The 18,289-nt window shown below is 26.8% G+C and carries 16 protein-coding genes; 4 read left to right on the top strand and 12 right to left on the bottom strand.

From position 1 onward, the window contains the following. Positions 1-90: 90 nt before the first annotated feature. Both KQI16_RS00445 and KQI16_RS00440 read right to left on the bottom strand, forming a co-directional pair. A complete protein-coding gene (locus KQI16_RS00445; RefSeq protein WP_216431467.1) occupies positions 91-585 on the bottom strand; it encodes a hypothetical protein in 495 nt (164 codons plus the stop codon). A gap of 47 nt (positions 586-632) precedes the next feature. Beyond that, a complete protein-coding gene (locus KQI16_RS00440) occupies positions 633-1,919 on the bottom strand; it encodes a hypothetical protein (RefSeq protein WP_216431466.1) in 1,287 nt (428 codons plus the stop codon). Between the two features lie 184 nt (positions 1,920-2,103). Here KQI16_RS00440 and spoVB point away from each other — a divergent pair, with 184 nt between their 5' ends. Continuing rightward, a complete protein-coding gene (gene spoVB, locus KQI16_RS00435) occupies positions 2,104-3,603 on the top strand; it encodes a stage V sporulation protein B (RefSeq protein WP_216431465.1) in 1,500 nt (499 codons plus the stop codon). Between the two features lie 61 nt (positions 3,604-3,664). Here the strand turns inward: spoVB and KQI16_RS00430 are convergent, their stop codons facing one another. The 5 genes from KQI16_RS00430 to KQI16_RS00410 form a co-directional block, all read right to left on the bottom strand. Beyond that, a complete protein-coding gene (locus KQI16_RS00430; RefSeq protein WP_216431464.1) occupies positions 3,665-5,278 on the bottom strand; it encodes a putative polysaccharide biosynthesis protein in 1,614 nt (537 codons plus the stop codon). Positions 5,279-5,294: 16 nt separating this feature from the next. Beyond that, a complete protein-coding gene (locus tag KQI16_RS00425) occupies positions 5,295-6,263 on the bottom strand; it encodes an RluA family pseudouridine synthase (RefSeq protein WP_216431463.1) in 969 nt (322 codons plus the stop codon). Positions 6,264-6,327: 64 nt separating this feature from the next. Further along, positions 6,328-7,515 (bottom strand): M20 metallopeptidase family protein, encoded by a 1,188-nt coding sequence (locus tag KQI16_RS00420; RefSeq protein WP_216431462.1) that lies wholly within the window; start codon positions 7,513-7,515, stop codon positions 6,328-6,330. A gap of 16 nt (positions 7,516-7,531) precedes the next feature. After that, the gene (locus tag KQI16_RS00415) at positions 7,532-9,538 is read right to left on the bottom strand and encodes a cell division protein FtsA (RefSeq protein ID WP_216431461.1); all 2,007 of its coding nucleotides are present in this window, start codon (positions 9,536-9,538) and stop codon (positions 7,532-7,534) included. A gap of 126 nt (positions 9,539-9,664) precedes the next feature. Then, positions 9,665-11,656, bottom strand: coding sequence for an ATP-dependent helicase (locus tag KQI16_RS00410; protein ID WP_216431468.1), 1,992 nt, complete (start codon positions 11,654-11,656; stop codon positions 9,665-9,667). Positions 11,657-11,808: 152 nt separating this feature from the next. Here KQI16_RS00410 and KQI16_RS00405 point away from each other — a divergent pair, with 152 nt between their 5' ends. Then, on the top strand, positions 11,809-13,275 hold the full coding sequence (locus KQI16_RS00405) for a nicotinate phosphoribosyltransferase (RefSeq protein ID WP_216431460.1): 1,467 nt from the start codon (positions 11,809-11,811) through the stop codon (positions 13,273-13,275). Positions 13,276-13,362: 87 nt separating this feature from the next. On the opposite strand, the gene KQI16_RS00400 is transcribed toward KQI16_RS00405, so the two are convergent. Both KQI16_RS00400 and KQI16_RS00395 read right to left on the bottom strand, forming a co-directional pair. Then, a complete protein-coding gene (locus KQI16_RS00400; RefSeq protein WP_330654122.1) occupies positions 13,363-13,602 on the bottom strand; it encodes a hypothetical protein in 240 nt (79 codons plus the stop codon). A 96-nt stretch (positions 13,603-13,698) separates the two neighbouring features. Next, a complete protein-coding gene (locus KQI16_RS00395) occupies positions 13,699-14,904 on the bottom strand; it encodes an EAL and HDOD domain-containing protein (RefSeq protein ID WP_216431458.1) in 1,206 nt (401 codons plus the stop codon). 285 nt (positions 14,905-15,189) lie between these two features. Here KQI16_RS00395 and KQI16_RS00390 point away from each other — a divergent pair, with 285 nt between their 5' ends. Both KQI16_RS00390 and KQI16_RS00385 read left to right on the top strand, forming a co-directional pair. Further along, complete coding sequence (locus tag KQI16_RS00390) at positions 15,190-15,600, top strand: Fur family transcriptional regulator (protein WP_216431457.1); 411 nt, start codon at positions 15,190-15,192, stop codon at positions 15,598-15,600. A gap of 102 nt (positions 15,601-15,702) precedes the next feature. Then, on the top strand, positions 15,703-16,644 hold the full coding sequence (locus KQI16_RS00385; RefSeq protein ID WP_216431456.1) for a hypothetical protein: 942 nt from the start codon (positions 15,703-15,705) through the stop codon (positions 16,642-16,644). A 250-nt stretch (positions 16,645-16,894) separates the two neighbouring features. Here the strand turns inward: KQI16_RS00385 and KQI16_RS00380 are convergent, their stop codons facing one another. From KQI16_RS00380 to KQI16_RS00370, 3 genes are all read right to left on the bottom strand, one after another. Next, on the bottom strand, positions 16,895-17,395 hold the full coding sequence (locus tag KQI16_RS00380) for a hypothetical protein (protein ID WP_216431455.1): 501 nt from the start codon (positions 17,393-17,395) through the stop codon (positions 16,895-16,897). Between the two features lie 109 nt (positions 17,396-17,504). Beyond that, positions 17,505-17,705 carry a hypothetical protein gene (locus tag KQI16_RS00375; RefSeq protein WP_216431454.1) on the bottom strand — a complete coding sequence of 67 codons (201 nt, stop codon included), beginning with the start codon at positions 17,703-17,705 and terminating at the stop codon, positions 17,505-17,507. Between the two features lie 25 nt (positions 17,706-17,730). Then, the gene (locus KQI16_RS00370; RefSeq protein ID WP_216431453.1) at positions 17,731-18,024 is read right to left on the bottom strand and encodes a hypothetical protein; all 294 of its coding nucleotides are present in this window, start codon (positions 18,022-18,024) and stop codon (positions 17,731-17,733) included. Positions 18,025-18,289: the final 265 nt, after the last annotated feature.

Below are 18,289 nucleotides of genomic sequence, written 5' to 3'. Positions count from 1 at the left end.
GGTAAGATAAAAGAATTTAAATTTAAAAATATAAATCCCTTATCCAAATCTTCTTTAGAATTAAATGAGAGATTGCTTCAAAAATATTATTTAAATTTTTACAGCCTTTATAAAATGAATATCTTCCCAAAGCTTTTTTTCTTCTATTCTATAATATTTTTGAAGCAATCTCTCATTTAATTCTAAAGAAGATTTGGATAAGGGATTTATATTTTTAAATTTAAATTCTTTTATCTTACCTGATGGAAGAACAGCCATTATCTTATTGTTAACAATTTGCTTAGGCTCCTTGTTAATATCCCATATATATAGTTTTCCTCCAATTTTTAAATATTTAGTTACTTCTTCTAAAAGCTTTAGCTTACTAAAACTGTTCCATAAACTGCTTAAGTAAAAAAACATTGTACATGTATCATAATCATTTTCAATAATACAACTCTTATTATCTGAAGCAGCATAATCTACTGCTATTTCTCCAAATATATCTTTTGAAATATTATATATAACTCCAAAGCTTTCTCCTACATCAAGAATATTCCCTTCTAACCTTGTTTCTCTTAAATTTAATATTAATGTTTTACTCATCCCCCACTTTACCTCCCTTTTACATAATGTTATTTATATAATTATATTTACTTAGCATTCTTTTTATTCTTTTTATTTTTAATTAGCATTACTGAAATTAATATAATAATAAAAGCTATAATAAAAGCCCATATTCCATAAGGAAGATTAAATTTCCTACTAAAATTACTCATATTTAATGTATATAAGGCTCCAAATCCACTATCTAACAGATAAAATCCATCATCAGCAAACTTAATTTTTTCTATTTTACTTTCACTTCCTAAATTAGCTATGGCTATTAAATTACCTTTTGGAGTCATGGAATATAAATCTCTTGATTTATTGTCTGCAACTATCAAAGTATCTTTTTCAAAATATTTTCCTTCTTTATCAATAGCCAGCCCATTTAATGCTGCTACATCTTTATATTGATAAATTGGAGCATCAGGATTTTTGTTTATATGATTTTTTATTAGAAACTTATGAGCTTCTCCTTCTGTAAACCTTGGAGAAGTTATTGGATCTCCCCCACTATAATCAGGCCATCCATACCATCTGTCTCCTTTAATTTCATAAATATAATCTCTATCATTTTTTATTCCCCTAACTGTTGTATCTAAAATTCCTCCTACTATAGCTATTATCTTATCTTCACTAGTCATGTCCCATCCAGCAACATTTCTAATTCCATGAGAAAATAGTTTTAGCTCTTCTGTTTTTAAATCATAAGTTAAGATCGCTGAATTCCCTAAAATTTTTCCTTCCACAGTTTGTCCTTTTTCTGTACTAATTGAATAAGGAGAAAATGCACCTGTTTTTCCTTCACCATAGTTATCTCCAACTAATATCCAATTATTTGTTGGAATCTCAAAAGCTCCTCCTTTTTCGTTTACTATCCCATCATTTGTATTACTGCCAATTGCAAAATACAACTTATCATCCTTTAATAGTAAATTTACTTTTTTATTTATTCCTAGATTAGGTATATTAGTTACCAATTCCTTATAATTATTTGTGACTAAATCATATTCTAATATTCTATTATCAGTTGCTATGTATAACTTTTCCTTATAATACAATATATCTAATATATCAAAATGGCTATCTCTTATAATCACATCATTATTTCCATTTTTATTGATTATTTTTAGTGTATCATTAAAAGCTAAATATATATTTCCTTCCTCGTCCAAATCAAAACTTCTAGCATCTTTTAAGCCTTTTATCTTTATAGATAAATTTATATTTTTATTAATAACATTAAAATCGTAACGATTTTTAAATTTATAAATTCCAAAAGATATAGAAACTATAATTAATGCCGCTAATATAAATTTAATAAATCTCTTCACAGAATTCCCTCCATATAAAAGAAATAAAAAAGTATTATTATGTTTAATTTATATTTACAAATAAATAAATTATTACTTCTTTATTACATAAATTCACAAATCAATACTTATTATAATTATTTTTCTGATGTCATATTTTCTCTGCAGATAGAATAGATATAAATGTATTAAGGGGGGTATTATAGTGAATAATAGCAGCTTTTTAAAAAATTCTTTTGTATTAACATTATCTAATATTACAACCGGAATTTTAGGATTTATTTTTTCAATTTACTTATCAAAACTTATAGGTCCAGAAGGAATGGGTCTTTATGGTCTTGTAATGCCAGTATACAACCTATTTATTTGCTTGATGACTGCAGGAATAATTGCCGCTATTTCTCAAACTTCTGCCATATATAAGTCTAAAGGAGAATATAATAATATACATAAAACCATTAATACTGTTGCAGCATTTAATATTGTTTGGTCAATATTTATAGGAATTTTAGTCTTCTTTCTTGCCCCTTACATTAGTGAATATGGCATTCATGATATTAGAACAATTAATGCAATCAGAGTAACTACCCCTGCGATGGTATTTATAGCTTTATCAAATATTCTAAAAGGATATTTTTATGGCGTTTCAAAAATAACAGTACCTTCTATTATTGATATTTCTGAAAAGGCCATGAGAATTATTGTAATCACCTTACTTATATATTTTTTTAAAGCAAAAACCATAACTTCTTTAGTCACATTAGCTTATGTTTCTTTAGCTATAGGTGAATTACAAAGTTTAATATTACTATATATTTACTATAAATATTTAAAGAAAAAGACACCTATAAGTAATTATAAGGCTGAAAGGAGATCTCAACTTTTATTTAATGTCTTAGTAATAGCACTGCCTTTATGCCTAAATGGTTTTTTAGGAAATTTATTTTCAACCTTTTCAACCTTATTGATTCCAAGAAGGCTCGTGCATGCAGGCTTTGATGCAACTGCAGCATTAGGTCTAATTGGTAAATTTAATGGTATGGCCCTAAATATAGTTGTTTTTCCCTTAATAGTTGTGGCCTCCATAAACTCTCTTATAGTTCCTGATCTCTCCGAAAGCTTAAGTAAGGGAAATTATTATAATGCAACTATAAGAATTAAAAAAGTTATGAAAGTAGCATTTTTACTTGGACTTGCTACCACTGTTACCTGCAACATAATTCCTGATTCCCTAGGTAAAATGTTTTACTCAAGGGATGACTTAGGTAATTATATAAAAATAATATCTCTTAGTGCTCCAATATTCTTTACGGCAAATACAATGTTTGGAATATTAAACGGATTAAGCAAACAAGGAATAATATTAAGAAATTCACTAATAATTTCTGTTATTGAAATACTTTGCTTATATATTCTAATTGGAATTACAAAAATAAATATAATGGGATATGGAATTACAATTTTTATAACCTCTTCCTTAAGTTTATTTATTAATCTTAGGGAGGTAAAAAAGCATATGGATTTAACTCTTTCTGGAAGTAATATAATAATATATCTTTTATTATCAATATTAATTTTTATAGTTTATAACATGCTAACTAATATATTTTTAAAAGATTTATTTGTTATTAAAAATATAGTTGTAACTCTTTTAACTTTTTTAACTTTTGCAGGCCTTAGTTTCTTTGGAGTTGAAGAAGAATAAAAAAATCTCTGTTTTCGTAACAGAGATTTTTATTCTTTAACAAATATTAACAATACAATAACTAAATCAGTTGCTTCCTAAGATTTCTAGGTAATAATCTTATTATTTTGGGTGAGATTAGGTCTAAATCTCTTTTTCTTATTCCTCCTAAATATATCATTAAAATGAGGTAAATGCTTCCTCCTATAGCTATTAGCACTAAAGTTATAATCGCCATTATAATTTTTCCCCCACCAAGACTCTCTGCCAATTTAACTAAAGGGAATTTGAATAAATATATTACTATTGTCATTAAAATTGAACATATTGATGGAACTATTGCTTGTTTTATTATTGGAACTTTAACCCTAAAAAATTGCTCAATTTTTCTATGATTAATTATAGCTGGTATTAAATAAGATATAAAAGTTGCGATAGCAGCTCCAGCTACATTTAAAAAAGGAATAGGCACTAAAATAATATTTAAAATAATTTTTACTAACAATCCTGCTGAAACAGAAGCTATTATTATATAAAGCTTGTTTATTCCTTGAAGAATAACATTTTGTATTGTTGTTATTGACATTAATATAAGCAATGTAGAACCGTAAGTAACTAATTCATGTCCTGATGAACCATTAAACATAAAGGCATATATTTCTTTACTTAATATAGCTAAACCAAAAGTTGCTGGAATTACTATAATGTAAGAAATTCTAAAAGAATAGGAGGTTTGCCTTCTAAGATCTTTTCTATCTTTACGGATGAAAGCTTCAATTATTTTAGGAAAAATTGATGTTCCAAGAGCAGTTACTATTGCAAGAGGAACATAAATTAAAGTTTTATAATAGGAAAGCACTGCTGATAATCTGTCAATTTCTGAACTTAATCCAGCTTTCTTTAATAAAACTCCAAGGGTAATAGTATCTATTACTCCTGCAAAATTTTGAACTCCTGCTACTATACATATAGGTATAGCATAGGAAAAAAGCTTCTTTACTATTTTTTTACTATGTATTCTCTTTACACTTGGGTCATGATTTTTTTTTGCTTCTTCTTTATAATTTCTTTTTTCAAATATATATATTATATATATTATCGCAACAACTGCACCTAAAGATGTTCCTATTGTTCCTCCAGCACTCCCCCATTTTAAATCCTTTGTTATAAAATATAATAAGCCAGCAAAAACCAAGCTTATTATTACATTAATAAGCTGCTCAATTAATTGTGATACAGCTAGAGGTTCCATATCTTCCATTCCTTGTATATATCCTCTATAAGCTGCTATAATTGCTGCAAATATAAGGGCCGGAGCTAAAAATATAAAAGTTAAAGTTGAATTTTGCCTATTTATTATTTTAGCAACAGGAACAATAACAGCTAAAAATATTCCCGATATCATTATTGCGATTAAAGTAAAATATTTTCTTGCTAATTTCATAGCTCTAAGTGAATCTTTATAATTTCCTAGGGTTCTATATTCAGTAACTACTTTTGTTACTGCTGGCTGGATACCTAAACTTGTAACAGCTATTAGAAACACAAAAATATCATATCCAGCCGTATAAATACCATATCCTTCATCTCCAAGTATATAAGTTAATAGTGGTACATATATTGCTGATAATAATTTTCCTAAAATACTGGCAACTGATAATATTAAGAACCCACTTCCAGTTGACTTTTTTTCCATTCCCAATCTCACCTTTTTATATTATAAATTTAAAAACATCTTTCTTTATTTTCTTTAAAACAGGCGGAAGACTTTCGGTAACTGTTTTATTTGTAAGATAAGCTAATTTCTCTGGCGCATTTCTAAATATAAGTTTATAAGCATATAAATATTGATAGGTTAAGCCATATTTATTGGCAAAGAATGAATTTAATTTTTTATCCCCATATTTATTATCTCCTATTATAGGATTGCCAAGATAAGCTAAATGAGCTCTAATTTGATGACTTCTTCCAGTTAATAAATTTATTTCTAATAAAGAATAAGCTCCATTTGTTTGTAAAGTTTTTACTTCCATTGCTATTTCTTTTGTATCTTTTAATTTTTTATCATATACCTTTGATATATTTTCCTCTTCATTTTTACTTATATAACCTTTATATAATCCATCCTTTATTTTCCCCTTAACTAAGGCTGTATAATATTTCTCAACCTTACCTTCCCTTATCATTTCATTCATACTTCTAAGAGCTTCAAAATTTTTACCAAATATCACTACTCCTGATGTATTTCTATCTAATCTATTGCATGGAGCAGGAGTAAATGTTAATTCCTTTTCTGGTACATAATCTCCCTTATCATTTAAATAAGATAATACATAATCAGTTAAGCTAGCTTCTTTTCCTTTTTGATCTGGATGAACTAATATATTGGGCCACTTTTCTACGATTAAAATATTAGCATCTTCATAAGTTATCTTAATTCCTTTAGCATCTACTTTAATAAAGTTTTCTTCTTTTTTATCTTTAGTTGATTGAATATATTTAATTTCTACTATATCATCAATTTCTAAAGTATAGTTTTCCTTTTGCTTTTTGCCATTTACCTTAATATCACCTTTTCTTAAGGCTTTAAATATTCTACTTAAGGGAACATCTTTTAATAGTTTTCTTAAAAATTTATCAAGTCTTTGACCAGCTTCATTTGTACCTATTTCTATTCTCAAACTAATCACTCCTAGTTTTTTCGTATTTTAGTTATTTTTCTCATTGTTATAGATTAATATTAATTTAATTTCTTGTCAAATAATCAAAAGCCATTTGACACTGAATAGCCACACCTATTGAAAGACATTCTTCATCTATATCAAATAAACTGCTATGAGCAGGATTAATAATATTCTTTTCTTCATTTCTACAGCCAAGAAAATAAAAAACTGCCGGCACTTCATTTGCAAAATAGGAAAAACTTTCTACTCCCATTTTAGGATATTCCTGTAAAAGTATGTTTTCTCTTCCTATTACCTTTTCTGCTGATGAAATAAATAAATCTACCATGTTCTTATCATTATATAAATTTGGATAAGAATCCTCTATTTTTATTTCCGCCTTAGCCCTATAACTTTTACATATCATATTAACAATATTTATCATTCTTTCTTTTACAAAACTTCTATCTTCCTTGCTCATAGTTCTTATTATTCCAGATATTTTAACTTCTTCTGGTATAATATTTTTAGCAGTGCCTCCATGTATGCTTCCAACAGTTATTACAGCTGGATTTAAGGTATTAATTTCCCTGCTAATTATTGTCTGGCTAGCTATAATAACATGGCTTGCTATTATTATTGGATCTACTGTATTATGAGGATAAGCACCATGCCCCCCAGATCCCCTTATTGTTATTTCAAAGGGATTTGATGCTGCATTCACTATTCCAGACTTTAACATTATATTCCCGCACTCTATAGTTTCCTCCACATGTAATCCACAAATGCAATCTACCCTTGGATTTTCTAGAACTCCTTCCTCTATCATTAATCTTGCTCCGCCTATTGTTTCCTCTGCTGGTTCAAAAATAAGCTTTATATTACCACTAAAATACTCTTTATTTTTATTTAATATCTTTGCCGCTCCAAGTAAAATAGTCATATGTGCATCATGGCCACAAGCATGCATTCTTCCCTTTATTTTTGAAGAATAATCGCAGCTCTTTTCATCCTGAATAGGCAGCCCATCAATATCTGCCCTTAAAGCTATATTTTTTTTATTATTTAAGGAATCTTTAGTACCTTTTATTATTCCACATACCCCAGTTTTAGCATATTCCTTATATTCAATCTTTTCTTGCAATAAAAAATTCTTTATATATTTTGAAGTTTTATATTCTTCCATTCCTAACTCGGGGTATTGATGAAGTCTTCTTCTTATACTAATTAATTCATCCTTAATTTTTAAAGCTTCTTCTTTAAAATTCATTCAATTCTCCCTTATATTAATTGATAAAAAGTTCAATAACATCTCCATCTTTTATCTTTGCTGTATATCCAACATTTTCTCCATTTAAAGTTAAATTTACCTTTCCTTTCACATTTGAGAGATCATAATCCACATAATTAAATACATCTATAATTATATAGTCTTTTTTATGGGAAAGTGTTAAATTTTTGTTATTAAATATTACATTAATTATATTTTTATCTATTTCTTTATTTTCTAGTATTATTTCTTCCTCTTTATTTTTATTAGAAGTATTTATCTCTTTTTCCTCTAAAGGCTTAATTATATTCAGTTTTTCTCCTTCTGAAACTATATAATCATCTTCTAACTTTAAACCATTTTTAGCAATTTCAACTTCTTCTTTTAATATATATTCTTTAATATCCTTAATTGTTTTAGGAAGAACGAACCATATTTCGTCATTTTCCTTTATTTCATAATTTAAGCTTTCTTCCTTATCATTAACTTTAATTATTGGTTCTAAGTTTATAAGCTTATCATCTAAATATACTCCTATAGTATTTAAGTCTCTAATAACATCCTTAATTTGAACTTTTGCATCTTTTCCTTCTTTAGCATACTCTATTTCTATATTGTCCCCATATTTTATATGCTTATCTATACTTTCAATTTTGTCATTTACTTTAATTACAGGATATTTTCCCTTTTCTCCAAAAGCTATGCGCTTTACTCCATTTAATTTATACCTTAAATTCTTACCATTCTTAACCATTAACAGGTTTGGATTAATTCCTGCATGAATAATTACATCCATTACTGTATGCTCATGAGAATTAAACATACTTACTGTAGAACCATTTAAAGTTACATCAATAAAATTCTTATTTTCATTTTTTAAAGCTACTAAAGCTATTCCTAAAACTGTTATTCCCGCTGACCCTAAATCATTTTCGCTAATACATTCTATTACAGATTTTCTATCCTTAATTGCTATTCTTTGAACTGGCATATTTAATTTTTCACTAAGTTCTTCTATTATCCCTGGAGTATGAGCTCCTCCTCCAACTAAAAATAAAGCACTTGGTGGTTTATTAGCATTTAGTTCTATTATTTTTGTTGAAATCCCTTCTGCTAATTTTGAAACTATAGGTTTAATAACTTTTCTTACATCATCAGCCTGTATTGTATTTTCTAATCCCAAAACATCTATATATGTAATTTCTTTTCCTAGATTTATCTGCCTTTTAATATTTTCAGCAGTATTAAAGTCTACTAAATATTCTTGTACTATAGCTTCAGTAACTTCATCTCCTGCTAAAGGAACCATTCCATAAGAAGAAACTGTATCTTTAGAACTTATTGCAATATCTGATGTACCTGCTCCAATATCTACTAAGGCTATATTTAATAGTCTTAAATTTTTAGGTACTACTGCTTCTATTGCTGCAATAGGCTCTAAAGTTAAATTACTGACACTTAAACCTACTTTATTCATTACAGTATATAAAGAATCAACAACAGACCTTGGTAAAAATGTTGCAATAACATCTACAGAAGCATTTTCCCCTTTATGTCCTTGTAAATTTGAAATAAGATATCCATTTAAATAATAATTTTTAACAGAATATCCAACACAATAAAGTTTTCCTCCGGTATTCTTATTTATTTCCTTTTCTGCTTCCTTTAAAGCTATAAGCTCTAGTTTTATTATATCTTCCTTATTTATTTCCTCATCTTCATTTAGTTCTGTATATCCACTTGCATTAACAGTTCTTAAAAATCTACCGGCCGCAGCTATTGCCACAGTTGAAAGTTTAATATTAAGTTCCTCTTCAATTTCACTAACTATTTTTTTTACACTTTTGGCAACTAAATCTATATCATGAATTTGTCCATCTATCATTGCTCTTTCTTCATGTTCTACATATTTTTCTAGGATAACATGAAATTTATTTTCCTTAACTACTCCTACTGTTCCAATTATTGAACGAGTTCCTACATCTAAAGCAAATCTAATATCTTTTGAGCTTATCTTCTCCATTCTACCACCCCTTAAAACAATCGACAATTAATATTTGCAATTGATAGAATTCTACTTTTTCATAAAATTTTGTAATATCCTTTACAATAATAAATTATACAGGCTTTATATATATTAGGGAATAGATTAATTTATCATAGATAATATATTATTTTCCATAAGAACCCTTATAGAAAAAGTTCTGCTTTCTTTATCCTCAAAAACTATCTTAACTGCATCTCCTTTTATTTCACTAATATATCCCTCTCCATAATTCTTATGATGAACCGTAATTCCTACTTTTAGGCCGTAATATTCCCTGCTTTCTATTTCTCTAAATTCTCCTTCTGCAACAAATCTTGATACTTCCCTAAATCTACCCTGCTGCTTTTTAGGAGAATATATGTATAAATTTTCTATCGCCCTAGTAACCCCAACATAAAAAAGCCTTCTTTCCTCTTCTAAATTATTTTCTATAGATGACTTATGAGGAATTGTTTCTTCAACTGCATTTATAATAAATACATTTTTAAATTCCATTCCCTTAACACCATGAATAGTACTCAATATAACTCCTTCTTTAACTTCTTTGCTTATCTCTAATTCTTCCCTTACCCTCTCAATATGAGTTAAAAATTCAACTATAGTTTTAAAAGCATTTGCTAAACTTTTAAACTCTTCTAAAATAACTTCAAATTCCTCAATATTTTGATTATATCTTTCTGCATATTCCTTTAAGTAATCTATATATTTTAAATCAGATATTATATATTGAATAGCTGTTCCTAGGGATATTTTGTTTAAATATAATATCTCATTTTTTAATTCCTCAAGTTTTTTGCATTGATAAGGAGCCATATCAATTTTTTCTATTAATAAATCAAAAGCAGACTTATCTTCATAAGATTTCCTAATATAATCTAAATTTGTCTTACTAATATATCTAAAAGGTTTATTAATTATTGATAAAAAACTTTCCCTATCATTAATATTAATTGCAAGTCTTAAATAGGAAATAATATCCTTACATATAAAATGGTCATAAAAATTATATCCTTTATCTAATAATACAAAAGGAATGTTTCTTCTTATAAAGGTATTTATTAAGCTCATGGCCTCCATATTAGTCCTATATAAAATTGCATTATCAGCCAAACTTCCATTTGTTTTTTCTAAAACTTTTGAAATTTCTTCTCCCTGAATACTTTCATCAAAAGGAGTTAAAAATCTAATTAATCCATCATCCTTTTTAAAAGCCTCAATTATTTTTTTATTTCTACTTTTATTGTTGGAAATTATTTTCTTTGAAGCTTCTACAATATTTTTACTGCTTCTATAATTAATAGATAAATAAACCTTTTTAGCTTCCCTAAAAATTTTATCAAAGGTCACCATATATTCTGGTTTAGATCCCCTAAAGCTATAAATACACTGATCCTCATCTCCCACTGCAAAAATTGAATTATCTTCACCTATTATTAATTTTAGGAATTCCATTTGTAACTCATCACAATCCTGAAATTCATCAACTAAAACATACTTAAATAATTTCCTATATCTATAAAGAATATCTTTATTTTCTTTAAATAGATTTATAATTTTAATAGATAGGTCATCAAAATCCCATAAGCCATTAGTAGACTTAAATTCTTCATATTCCTTTAAACACTCTTCAAAAATATCCTTTGGCATAGTCGGACTAAATTCTTCTATTTTCTTTAAAGAAGTTTTAAAAATGGATATATTATTTAATACTTCCTTTATCTTATCTTCACTTACATCATCAGAATATTTAGCAAGTACAGACATTATTATTTTATAAGAACTAGTCCCATTAATTATTTGAATATTGTATCCTTCCCTTAAAAGAAGCTTATAAAAAAGTCCATGAAAGGTTCCAAAAAAAGGCGCCTTTTCCCTATCAAATAAATTTTTGTACCTGCTCCTCATATTATCTGCAGCAGCCCTAGTAAAAGTAATTACTATAATATTAGCTATATTAATTTTTAAATCTTCAACTAAATGATTTACCCTATTTATAATTACGGTAGTTTTTCCTGAACCAGGAGCAGCAACTACAAGTACATTTCTATTTTTTATGTAAACTGCTTCTTTTTGATATTTGTCTAACTTAATAATAACAATCTCTCCTTCTGCCTTTAATTATTACCCTTATTATAAAATTAATTACTATATTGTAATAATTTCTTTATCATTGTAAAATATTATTATTGTATTTGTATATTCATTAGATTATTTATATAATCATTTTAATATAAAAGGAGAATAAAATGGAAAACTTAATTAGATTTGATGTCACTAACGAACGTAATCTTACTATGTTAGTAGACTTCTATGAACTTACAATGGGAAACGGTTATTTTAATAAAGGTGTTCAAGATAAAATTGCATACTTTGATATGTTTTTCAGAAAAATTCCTGATGATGGCGGATATTGTATTATGGCAGGGGTTGAACAGCTAATACAATATCTAAGCAACTTAAAATTCACTAATTCCGATATAGAATTTTTAAAAAGCAAAAATTTATTTTCTGAAGAATTTTTAGAATATTTAAGAAACTTTAAATTTGAATGTGATGTTTGGGCAATTCCAGAAGGAAATTTTGTTTTTCCTTCTCAACCTCTAGTTACTGTTAGAGGCCCTGTTGTACAGGCTCAATTCATTGAAACCATGCTTTTACTTACAATTAATCATCAAACCCTTATTGCAACTAAAGCAAATAGAATTTGCAGGGCTGCTGCTGGCAGAAAAGTAATGGAATTTGGTTCCCGTAGAGCTCAAGGCTATGATGGGGCTATTTATGGTTCAAGAGCTGCTATTATAGGAGGCTGTGATTCTACCGCATGTACAATTTCAGATAAATACTTTAATGTTCCTGCTGTAGGAACTATGGCTCATAGCTGGGTTCAATTATTTGATAGCGAATATGAGGCTTTTAAAGCTTGGGCAGAAACTTACCCTGATAATTGTTCTCTATTAATAGATACTTATAATGTATTAAAATCTGGATTACCAAATGCAATTAAAGTTTTTGATGAAGTATTAAAACCTCTAGGCAAAAGACCTAATAGTATAAGAATAGATTCTGGTGATATTGCATATCTAACTAAAAAATGCAGAAAAATCTTAGATGAAGCCGGATATAAAGATTGTAAAATATTAGTTTCAAATTCCTTAGACGAACATATAATTAGAGACGTATTAAATCAAGGAGCATGTGTAGATGCCTTTGGCGTTGGAGAAAGATTAATAACTGCTAAATCTGAACCAGTATTTGGCGGAGTTTATAAGTTAGTTGCAGTAGAAAAGGATAATAAAATTATACCTAAAATAAAAATTAGTGAAAATACTGAAAAAATTACTAATCCAGGATTTAAAAAGATTTACAGAATTTTTGATAAGGATACAGATAATGCTATAGCTGACCTTATAACTCTTCATGATGAAGTAATTGATGAAGATAAGCCACTAGAAATCTTCCATCCTATTGAAACTTGGAAAAGAAAGAGAATTACTAACTTCTATGCTAAAGAGTTAATGGTTAAGATTTTTGATAAGGGTAATTTAGTTTATAAGAGTCCTTCAGTATTAGAAATAAAAGAATTTTCTAAGAAAGAAAGTAAGAAAATGTGGCCTGAAATTTTAAGATTTGAAAATCCTCATACCTATTATGTTGATTTATCTCAAAAGCTATGGGATTTAAAGCAAGAATTGCTTCATAAAGGCGGCTATTAAAAATAAATATTTTTTACATAAAAATAACAGTTAAAAATGATTTCTAAATAAATTGAAACCTTCTTAACTGTTATTTTTATTTTTATATTAATAATTTATAACCTTTTCATTGTTAGTAAAATCTAAGTATTCATCCGGCGAATAATAATCACTTTCTAATTGAAATAATAAGGAATCATTATTTTTCCAATCATTGCCGTTTGATAAAAATTCCCTAAATGGGCAAATTTCATGTCCAACTTCCTCAGAATATAATGGGCATGTATTATAACAGCTAACTTTTTCTTTCTTTGTTGACCAAAATGGACATATACTCAAATCTCTCACCCCATTGCGATATTTTTTATATAGCCTTTTACCCCATTATAGTATATATATTTAGAAAAATAAAGTAATTTAACCTTTTTTAGAAAAAATTAATATTTAATGGGTGATTTTTTTACTCCACTCCAAAGAATGAAAATATAAATCCCATAATTTTCCTTCATCCACTCCAAGCAAAGCACATAATTTAATTATTTTTTCTTCTTCTACCTTTTCGTAAGCTAAAACCAGATCAAGAATATTTTTAAGAATACAATTTTTTCCCAATAAAGCTTCTTTAATATTATTATTAATAGGCAAATCCTCAAGAAGTATTTTTAAATCCTTTTCCATCATTAAATGCAAATTAGAAAATAAACCTACAAGGAAGGCCTCCTCTTTCTTTTCATAGCATATTAATTCTGCAAGCTTTTCACAATATTTTGCTCTTATTACAGTATTATAAGTATGTTCATCATTGCTATTTGAAGAAAGTTCAATAAAAGATAATACAGATAACCATTTCATTAGTTCTTCCTTTCCAATAAGTAAAATAGCTTCTTTGATAGAACTTATTTCTTCAATAAAATCAAAATATGATGAATTAATAAATTTTAAGAATTTATATGTTAAAGCAACATCTCTTTTTATCATATTTTCTATCTTTTCAAGATCACTATTTTCTTTTATTAGTTCTGCTAAAATTAAAAATACACTGCTATTTTTAATTTTTATATCCTTTCCTAAAAATATAGATGGTTTACTGTAATAGTAGCCTTGAAAATAATGAAATCCTAATTTCTTCGCTTCATTTAAAGCCTCAATATTTTCTATTTTTTCGGCTAACATTTTAATATTATGTTTCTTACATAGCTTTGCTATTTTTTCCCTTTTTTCTTTAGAAGATAATATAAAATCTACTTTTACTACATCTATCAAGTCTACAAATTCTTTTAAATCTTCTTCCCTTTCAACATCATCTAAAGCAAGGGAATAACCTTGCTTTTTTAATTTTTTTAAATTTTTCATTACCTCTTCAGTAGGCTTTACATTCTCTAATATTTCTATAACAACTTTATCTTTTGGCAGCAATGTAGCAATATTTTTATTAATAAGTTGTTCAGGAAAATTTACAAATCCAATTTTATTATTTGTTAGCTTATCTATTCCAAAAGCATTTATATTCTCTATTAGCTGATAAGTTGCTAATTCATCTTCCACATTAGAATTGAAACTATTTATAGTAGAATTTCTATATAATAATTCATATGCAACAACTTTTTCCTCCCTATCATATATTCCTTGCCTTGCTATAAAAATATCCATAGTCTCATCCTCGTTTATTTATTTTATTTATAATTATGTATCAATTATACAATATTTAACAGAAACCTAAAATATATTTAATATTTTTGTATTTTTATTTTCAAATTTTTATAATCTATTGAAAATATTACAAGCTTTGTATAAAATATTTTTATTATAATTAAAGAAAAGAAATTTAATTAATATTCATTATTTATTAAAATGAAATATTAATAAGTAAGTAATATTGACTTTTAATTGCTATTTATATATAATAAAATTAAAATATATAAAGGATGGTGCACTATGGAAAATATTACTTCTATTTTCAAGGAGAAAAAACTTAAACTGACTCCTCAAAGATTAGCGGTTTATAAATATTTAATGAGCACACATGATCATCCTTCTGCAGAAATTATATATAAAGCTCTTCAGCCTGAATATCCTACTATGAGCTTAGCTACTGTCTATAAGGCCTTAAAGACTTTAGTGGAAGTTAACTTAGTACAAGAAATTAATGTTGGTGAAGGAAATTTTAGATATGATGCTAATTCAACAGAACATGCACATATTCAATGTATAAACTGTGGTAAGGTAACTGATTTGGAAAACATTTCGTTTTCAGCTCTCAATAAAACAGCTGAGGAGAATTCAGAATATAAAATTTTATCAAATAAAATTTTCTTTTACGGATTATGTAAAGATTGTAATAAATAAAGTTAGGGATGTGCCCTAGCTTATTTTTTTATTAAAATATTTTATTTTGTAATAATTTGAATATTAATATTTATCTCTCATATAATTAAATGAGGTGATATGATGGCTAAATTTATTATCATAAAGAAAAAAATAATATTTTATTACATATTAGCTTTATTCTTTTTATTAGTTTTGATATTTTTATTTTTTTCACTAAAAAATAATGACTTCACAGATGAAAATACTATCAATGTATTCACTCCAATAAACTCAAAAAATCATTCTGATTTTGATTTAACTGGTGACGGCATTAATGATAAAATAGAAATTACAAAGGAAAATAATAAATATCTTGTAAATATAAAATCTAATAACAAGGAATATCCCTTAATTAATAAAGAAGGCTCTATATATCTAGGGGATTATACAAATAAATGGCCAATAAAAATAGATGTCTTTGATTTATCAAGAGACAATATTCCTGAAATTATTGTAAGAACATCTTTAAATAATCTTCCAATAAATTATATATTTAATTGGAATGGTGAAAGTTTTATAAATATATTGACAACAAGTGATAACTTAGTTGGAATATTAGATTCTACTAATAATAAAAGCAGTAAATTCTTCTCTCTATCATCAAAAAAGGGGGATAGTTCTTCTAAAGGCTTTATTTTATTATACGATTCATTAAAAGATATTTCTTTTTCTAACACTAAAATTCCATCCCTTTCTCATATACAAAAATTTATAGACGTAATTGAAGCTCCATATGATTTATTAACTCCTCCAGATATTTTTTCATCTGAAATAAATAGTTCAGAATTATCAATATTATGGAATTTAAATAAGGATATCAATAGATATTCTTTTCAAAATGGCTATTTTATAGACTATGATTGGAACAAGGATGGTGAAGCAACAGGTATAAGCTGGCTCTTATCCTTTGAAGAAATAAACAGCAAAGATGATTCAGTTATCCCTAAAGAACTTCTTATATATTTAGATATAAAAAAAGATCAATATAATAATTTTAAAATTTATTCCATACAAAAACTTTAAACTTAATTAGAACTTTACTGATATGCAGATAAAATTTTATATTATTCTAGTACTATACTTGTTGATTATATTTTTCTTCTAAAACATATCTAAATAAAATTAAAAGGCCGCATAATTGCGGCCTTAAAGGGGATTGGGGGGGTTTAGCTTAAATGAAAATTTCTTTTCATTTGCTATAGGAGAATGTTTCTCCGGTACATTTATATTATTTACAGATTATATTTTTTTATACTTATTTTTATTTATTTTTTTATTTTATATATCCGTTTTTATAAGCCTCAATTACTTTATCAATAAATTCTACTTTGCTCGGATTTATAATTACTTTTATCGCTTGCAGCATTTCTAGATTTTCATCATCTTCTTCCCCTATTTTAACTTCATTCTTATTTTCTCCTATGTTTAAATTATCACTACTAGAATTATTTATACCACTAATATTTCCCAATCCTAAGTTATTCATCATATTTTGCAAAGCTCCTAAATCTAAGCCCATACCGGCAAAATTTGTATTTGTACTATTTGTTGTATTTGTAGCATTACTATTTAATCCCTGTTTAATATTAAAATTACCTAGATCTAACCCGTCCATTTTCATTGATGATAGCATATTTCCTATCTGACTCATATCTATATTAGAACCTAACATACTAATTAATTGAAGGGGATTTATTCCAAAGGGAGAGTTGTTTAAAAGATTTGAATTACTTCTTTCCTCTTTCTCTCTTCTTCTCCTTCTTTTCTTTGACATTTAAAGTCCTCCTATTATTATTTCTTCCTTCATTATATGTATAGAATTAATATATGTTAATGGTTTTAGACATTTTTTTGGAGGGCATAGCCCTCCATCCCCTATTCTACTAGTAAGCTCCACCAAATGAGCTACACAATGAACCTCCGAATAGTAAGAATAACAAGATTATTAACCATGAGCAATTATTATTTAAAAGTCCTGCCCAACAAGCTATTAATAGGAAGATTATTGGTTGTAAGCAGCTGTCTATTCCTTGGAATCCAAATGAATCATAGCAGCAAATGTCTTTGCAACATTTCTTAGACATATTTACCTCTCCTTTCTATCCTTAATTAGATTATTGTTCCATTTAACAAGTTATTTGTGTCTGAAGTGCAACGATTGCAAATAAATAGAAGTACTAGTAAGAATAAGAAGCCACAGCTATTTTGTATTCCTTGAACTCCTTCATCCCTTCTTCTTCTTCTTCTTGAGCAGCAAGTATTCTTTCTTCCGCTATAGAATAGAATTAATAAGATCCAGATCCAACAGTTAAAGCCGCAGCAGTTAGTACCATTTTGGATTGGGCTTACTCTATCATTACAATCATAAGAATTTAAGCCGTTTAGAATGTCATTTACTTCCATTACTTATTCCTCCTTAAAATTTAGTTAAAATATTTAATTTTATACTACATACTATTCCGAAAAATTTTAATTGCTACTATTTTTATTGTAATATTATTATTTTTTATAAATAAAAAAGACTTATTTTATTTATTAAGGAGTATTTATAGAAGAAAAATTATAAATAAAAATATAAAAAAAAGTAGATAATTCATATAATATGAATTATCTACTAAAAAATTTAATAACTTATATATTATAAATCTTATTTTTCTACTAGATCGGA

This window comes from Caproiciproducens sp. MSJ-32 (genome assembly GCF_018918055.1).
Lineage (GTDB): Bacteria > Bacillota > Clostridia > Clostridiales > Clostridiaceae > Clostridium.
This window is presented reverse-complemented; position numbering and strand designations above follow the sequence as displayed.

Excerpts from the sequence above, each read along its gene's own strand:
- KQI16_RS00445 (WP_216431467.1), bottom strand. The coding sequence starts at position 585 with ATGAGTAAAACATTAATATTAAATTTAAGAGAAACAAGGTTAGAAGGG.
- KQI16_RS00430 (WP_216431464.1), bottom strand. The coding sequence starts at position 5,278 with ATGGAAAAAAAGTCAACTGGAAGTGGGTTCTTAATATTATCAGTTGCC.
- KQI16_RS00420 (WP_216431462.1), bottom strand. The coding sequence starts at position 7,515 with ATGAATTTTAAAGAAGAAGCTTTAAAAATTAAGGATGAATTAATTAGT.
- KQI16_RS00415 (WP_216431461.1), bottom strand. The coding sequence starts at position 9,538 with ATGGAGAAGATAAGCTCAAAAGATATTAGATTTGCTTTAGATGTAGGA.
- KQI16_RS00405 (WP_216431460.1), top strand. The coding sequence starts at position 11,809 with ATGGAAAACTTAATTAGATTTGATGTCACTAACGAACGTAATCTTACT.
- KQI16_RS00395 (WP_216431458.1), bottom strand. The coding sequence starts at position 14,904 with ATGGATATTTTTATAGCAAGGCAAGGAATATATGATAGGGAGGAAAAA.
- KQI16_RS00390 (WP_216431457.1), top strand. The coding sequence starts at position 15,190 with ATGGAAAATATTACTTCTATTTTCAAGGAGAAAAAACTTAAACTGACT.
- KQI16_RS00385 (WP_216431456.1), top strand. The coding sequence starts at position 15,703 with ATGGCTAAATTTATTATCATAAAGAAAAAAATAATATTTTATTACATA.
- KQI16_RS00380 (WP_216431455.1), bottom strand. The coding sequence starts at position 17,395 with ATGTCAAAGAAAAGAAGGAGAAGAAGAGAGAAAGAGGAAAGAAGTAAT.
- KQI16_RS00375 (WP_216431454.1), bottom strand. The coding sequence starts at position 17,705 with ATGTCTAAGAAATGTTGCAAAGACATTTGCTGCTATGATTCATTTGGA.
- KQI16_RS00370 (WP_216431453.1), bottom strand. The coding sequence starts at position 18,024 with ATGGAAGTAAATGACATTCTAAACGGCTTAAATTCTTATGATTGTAAT.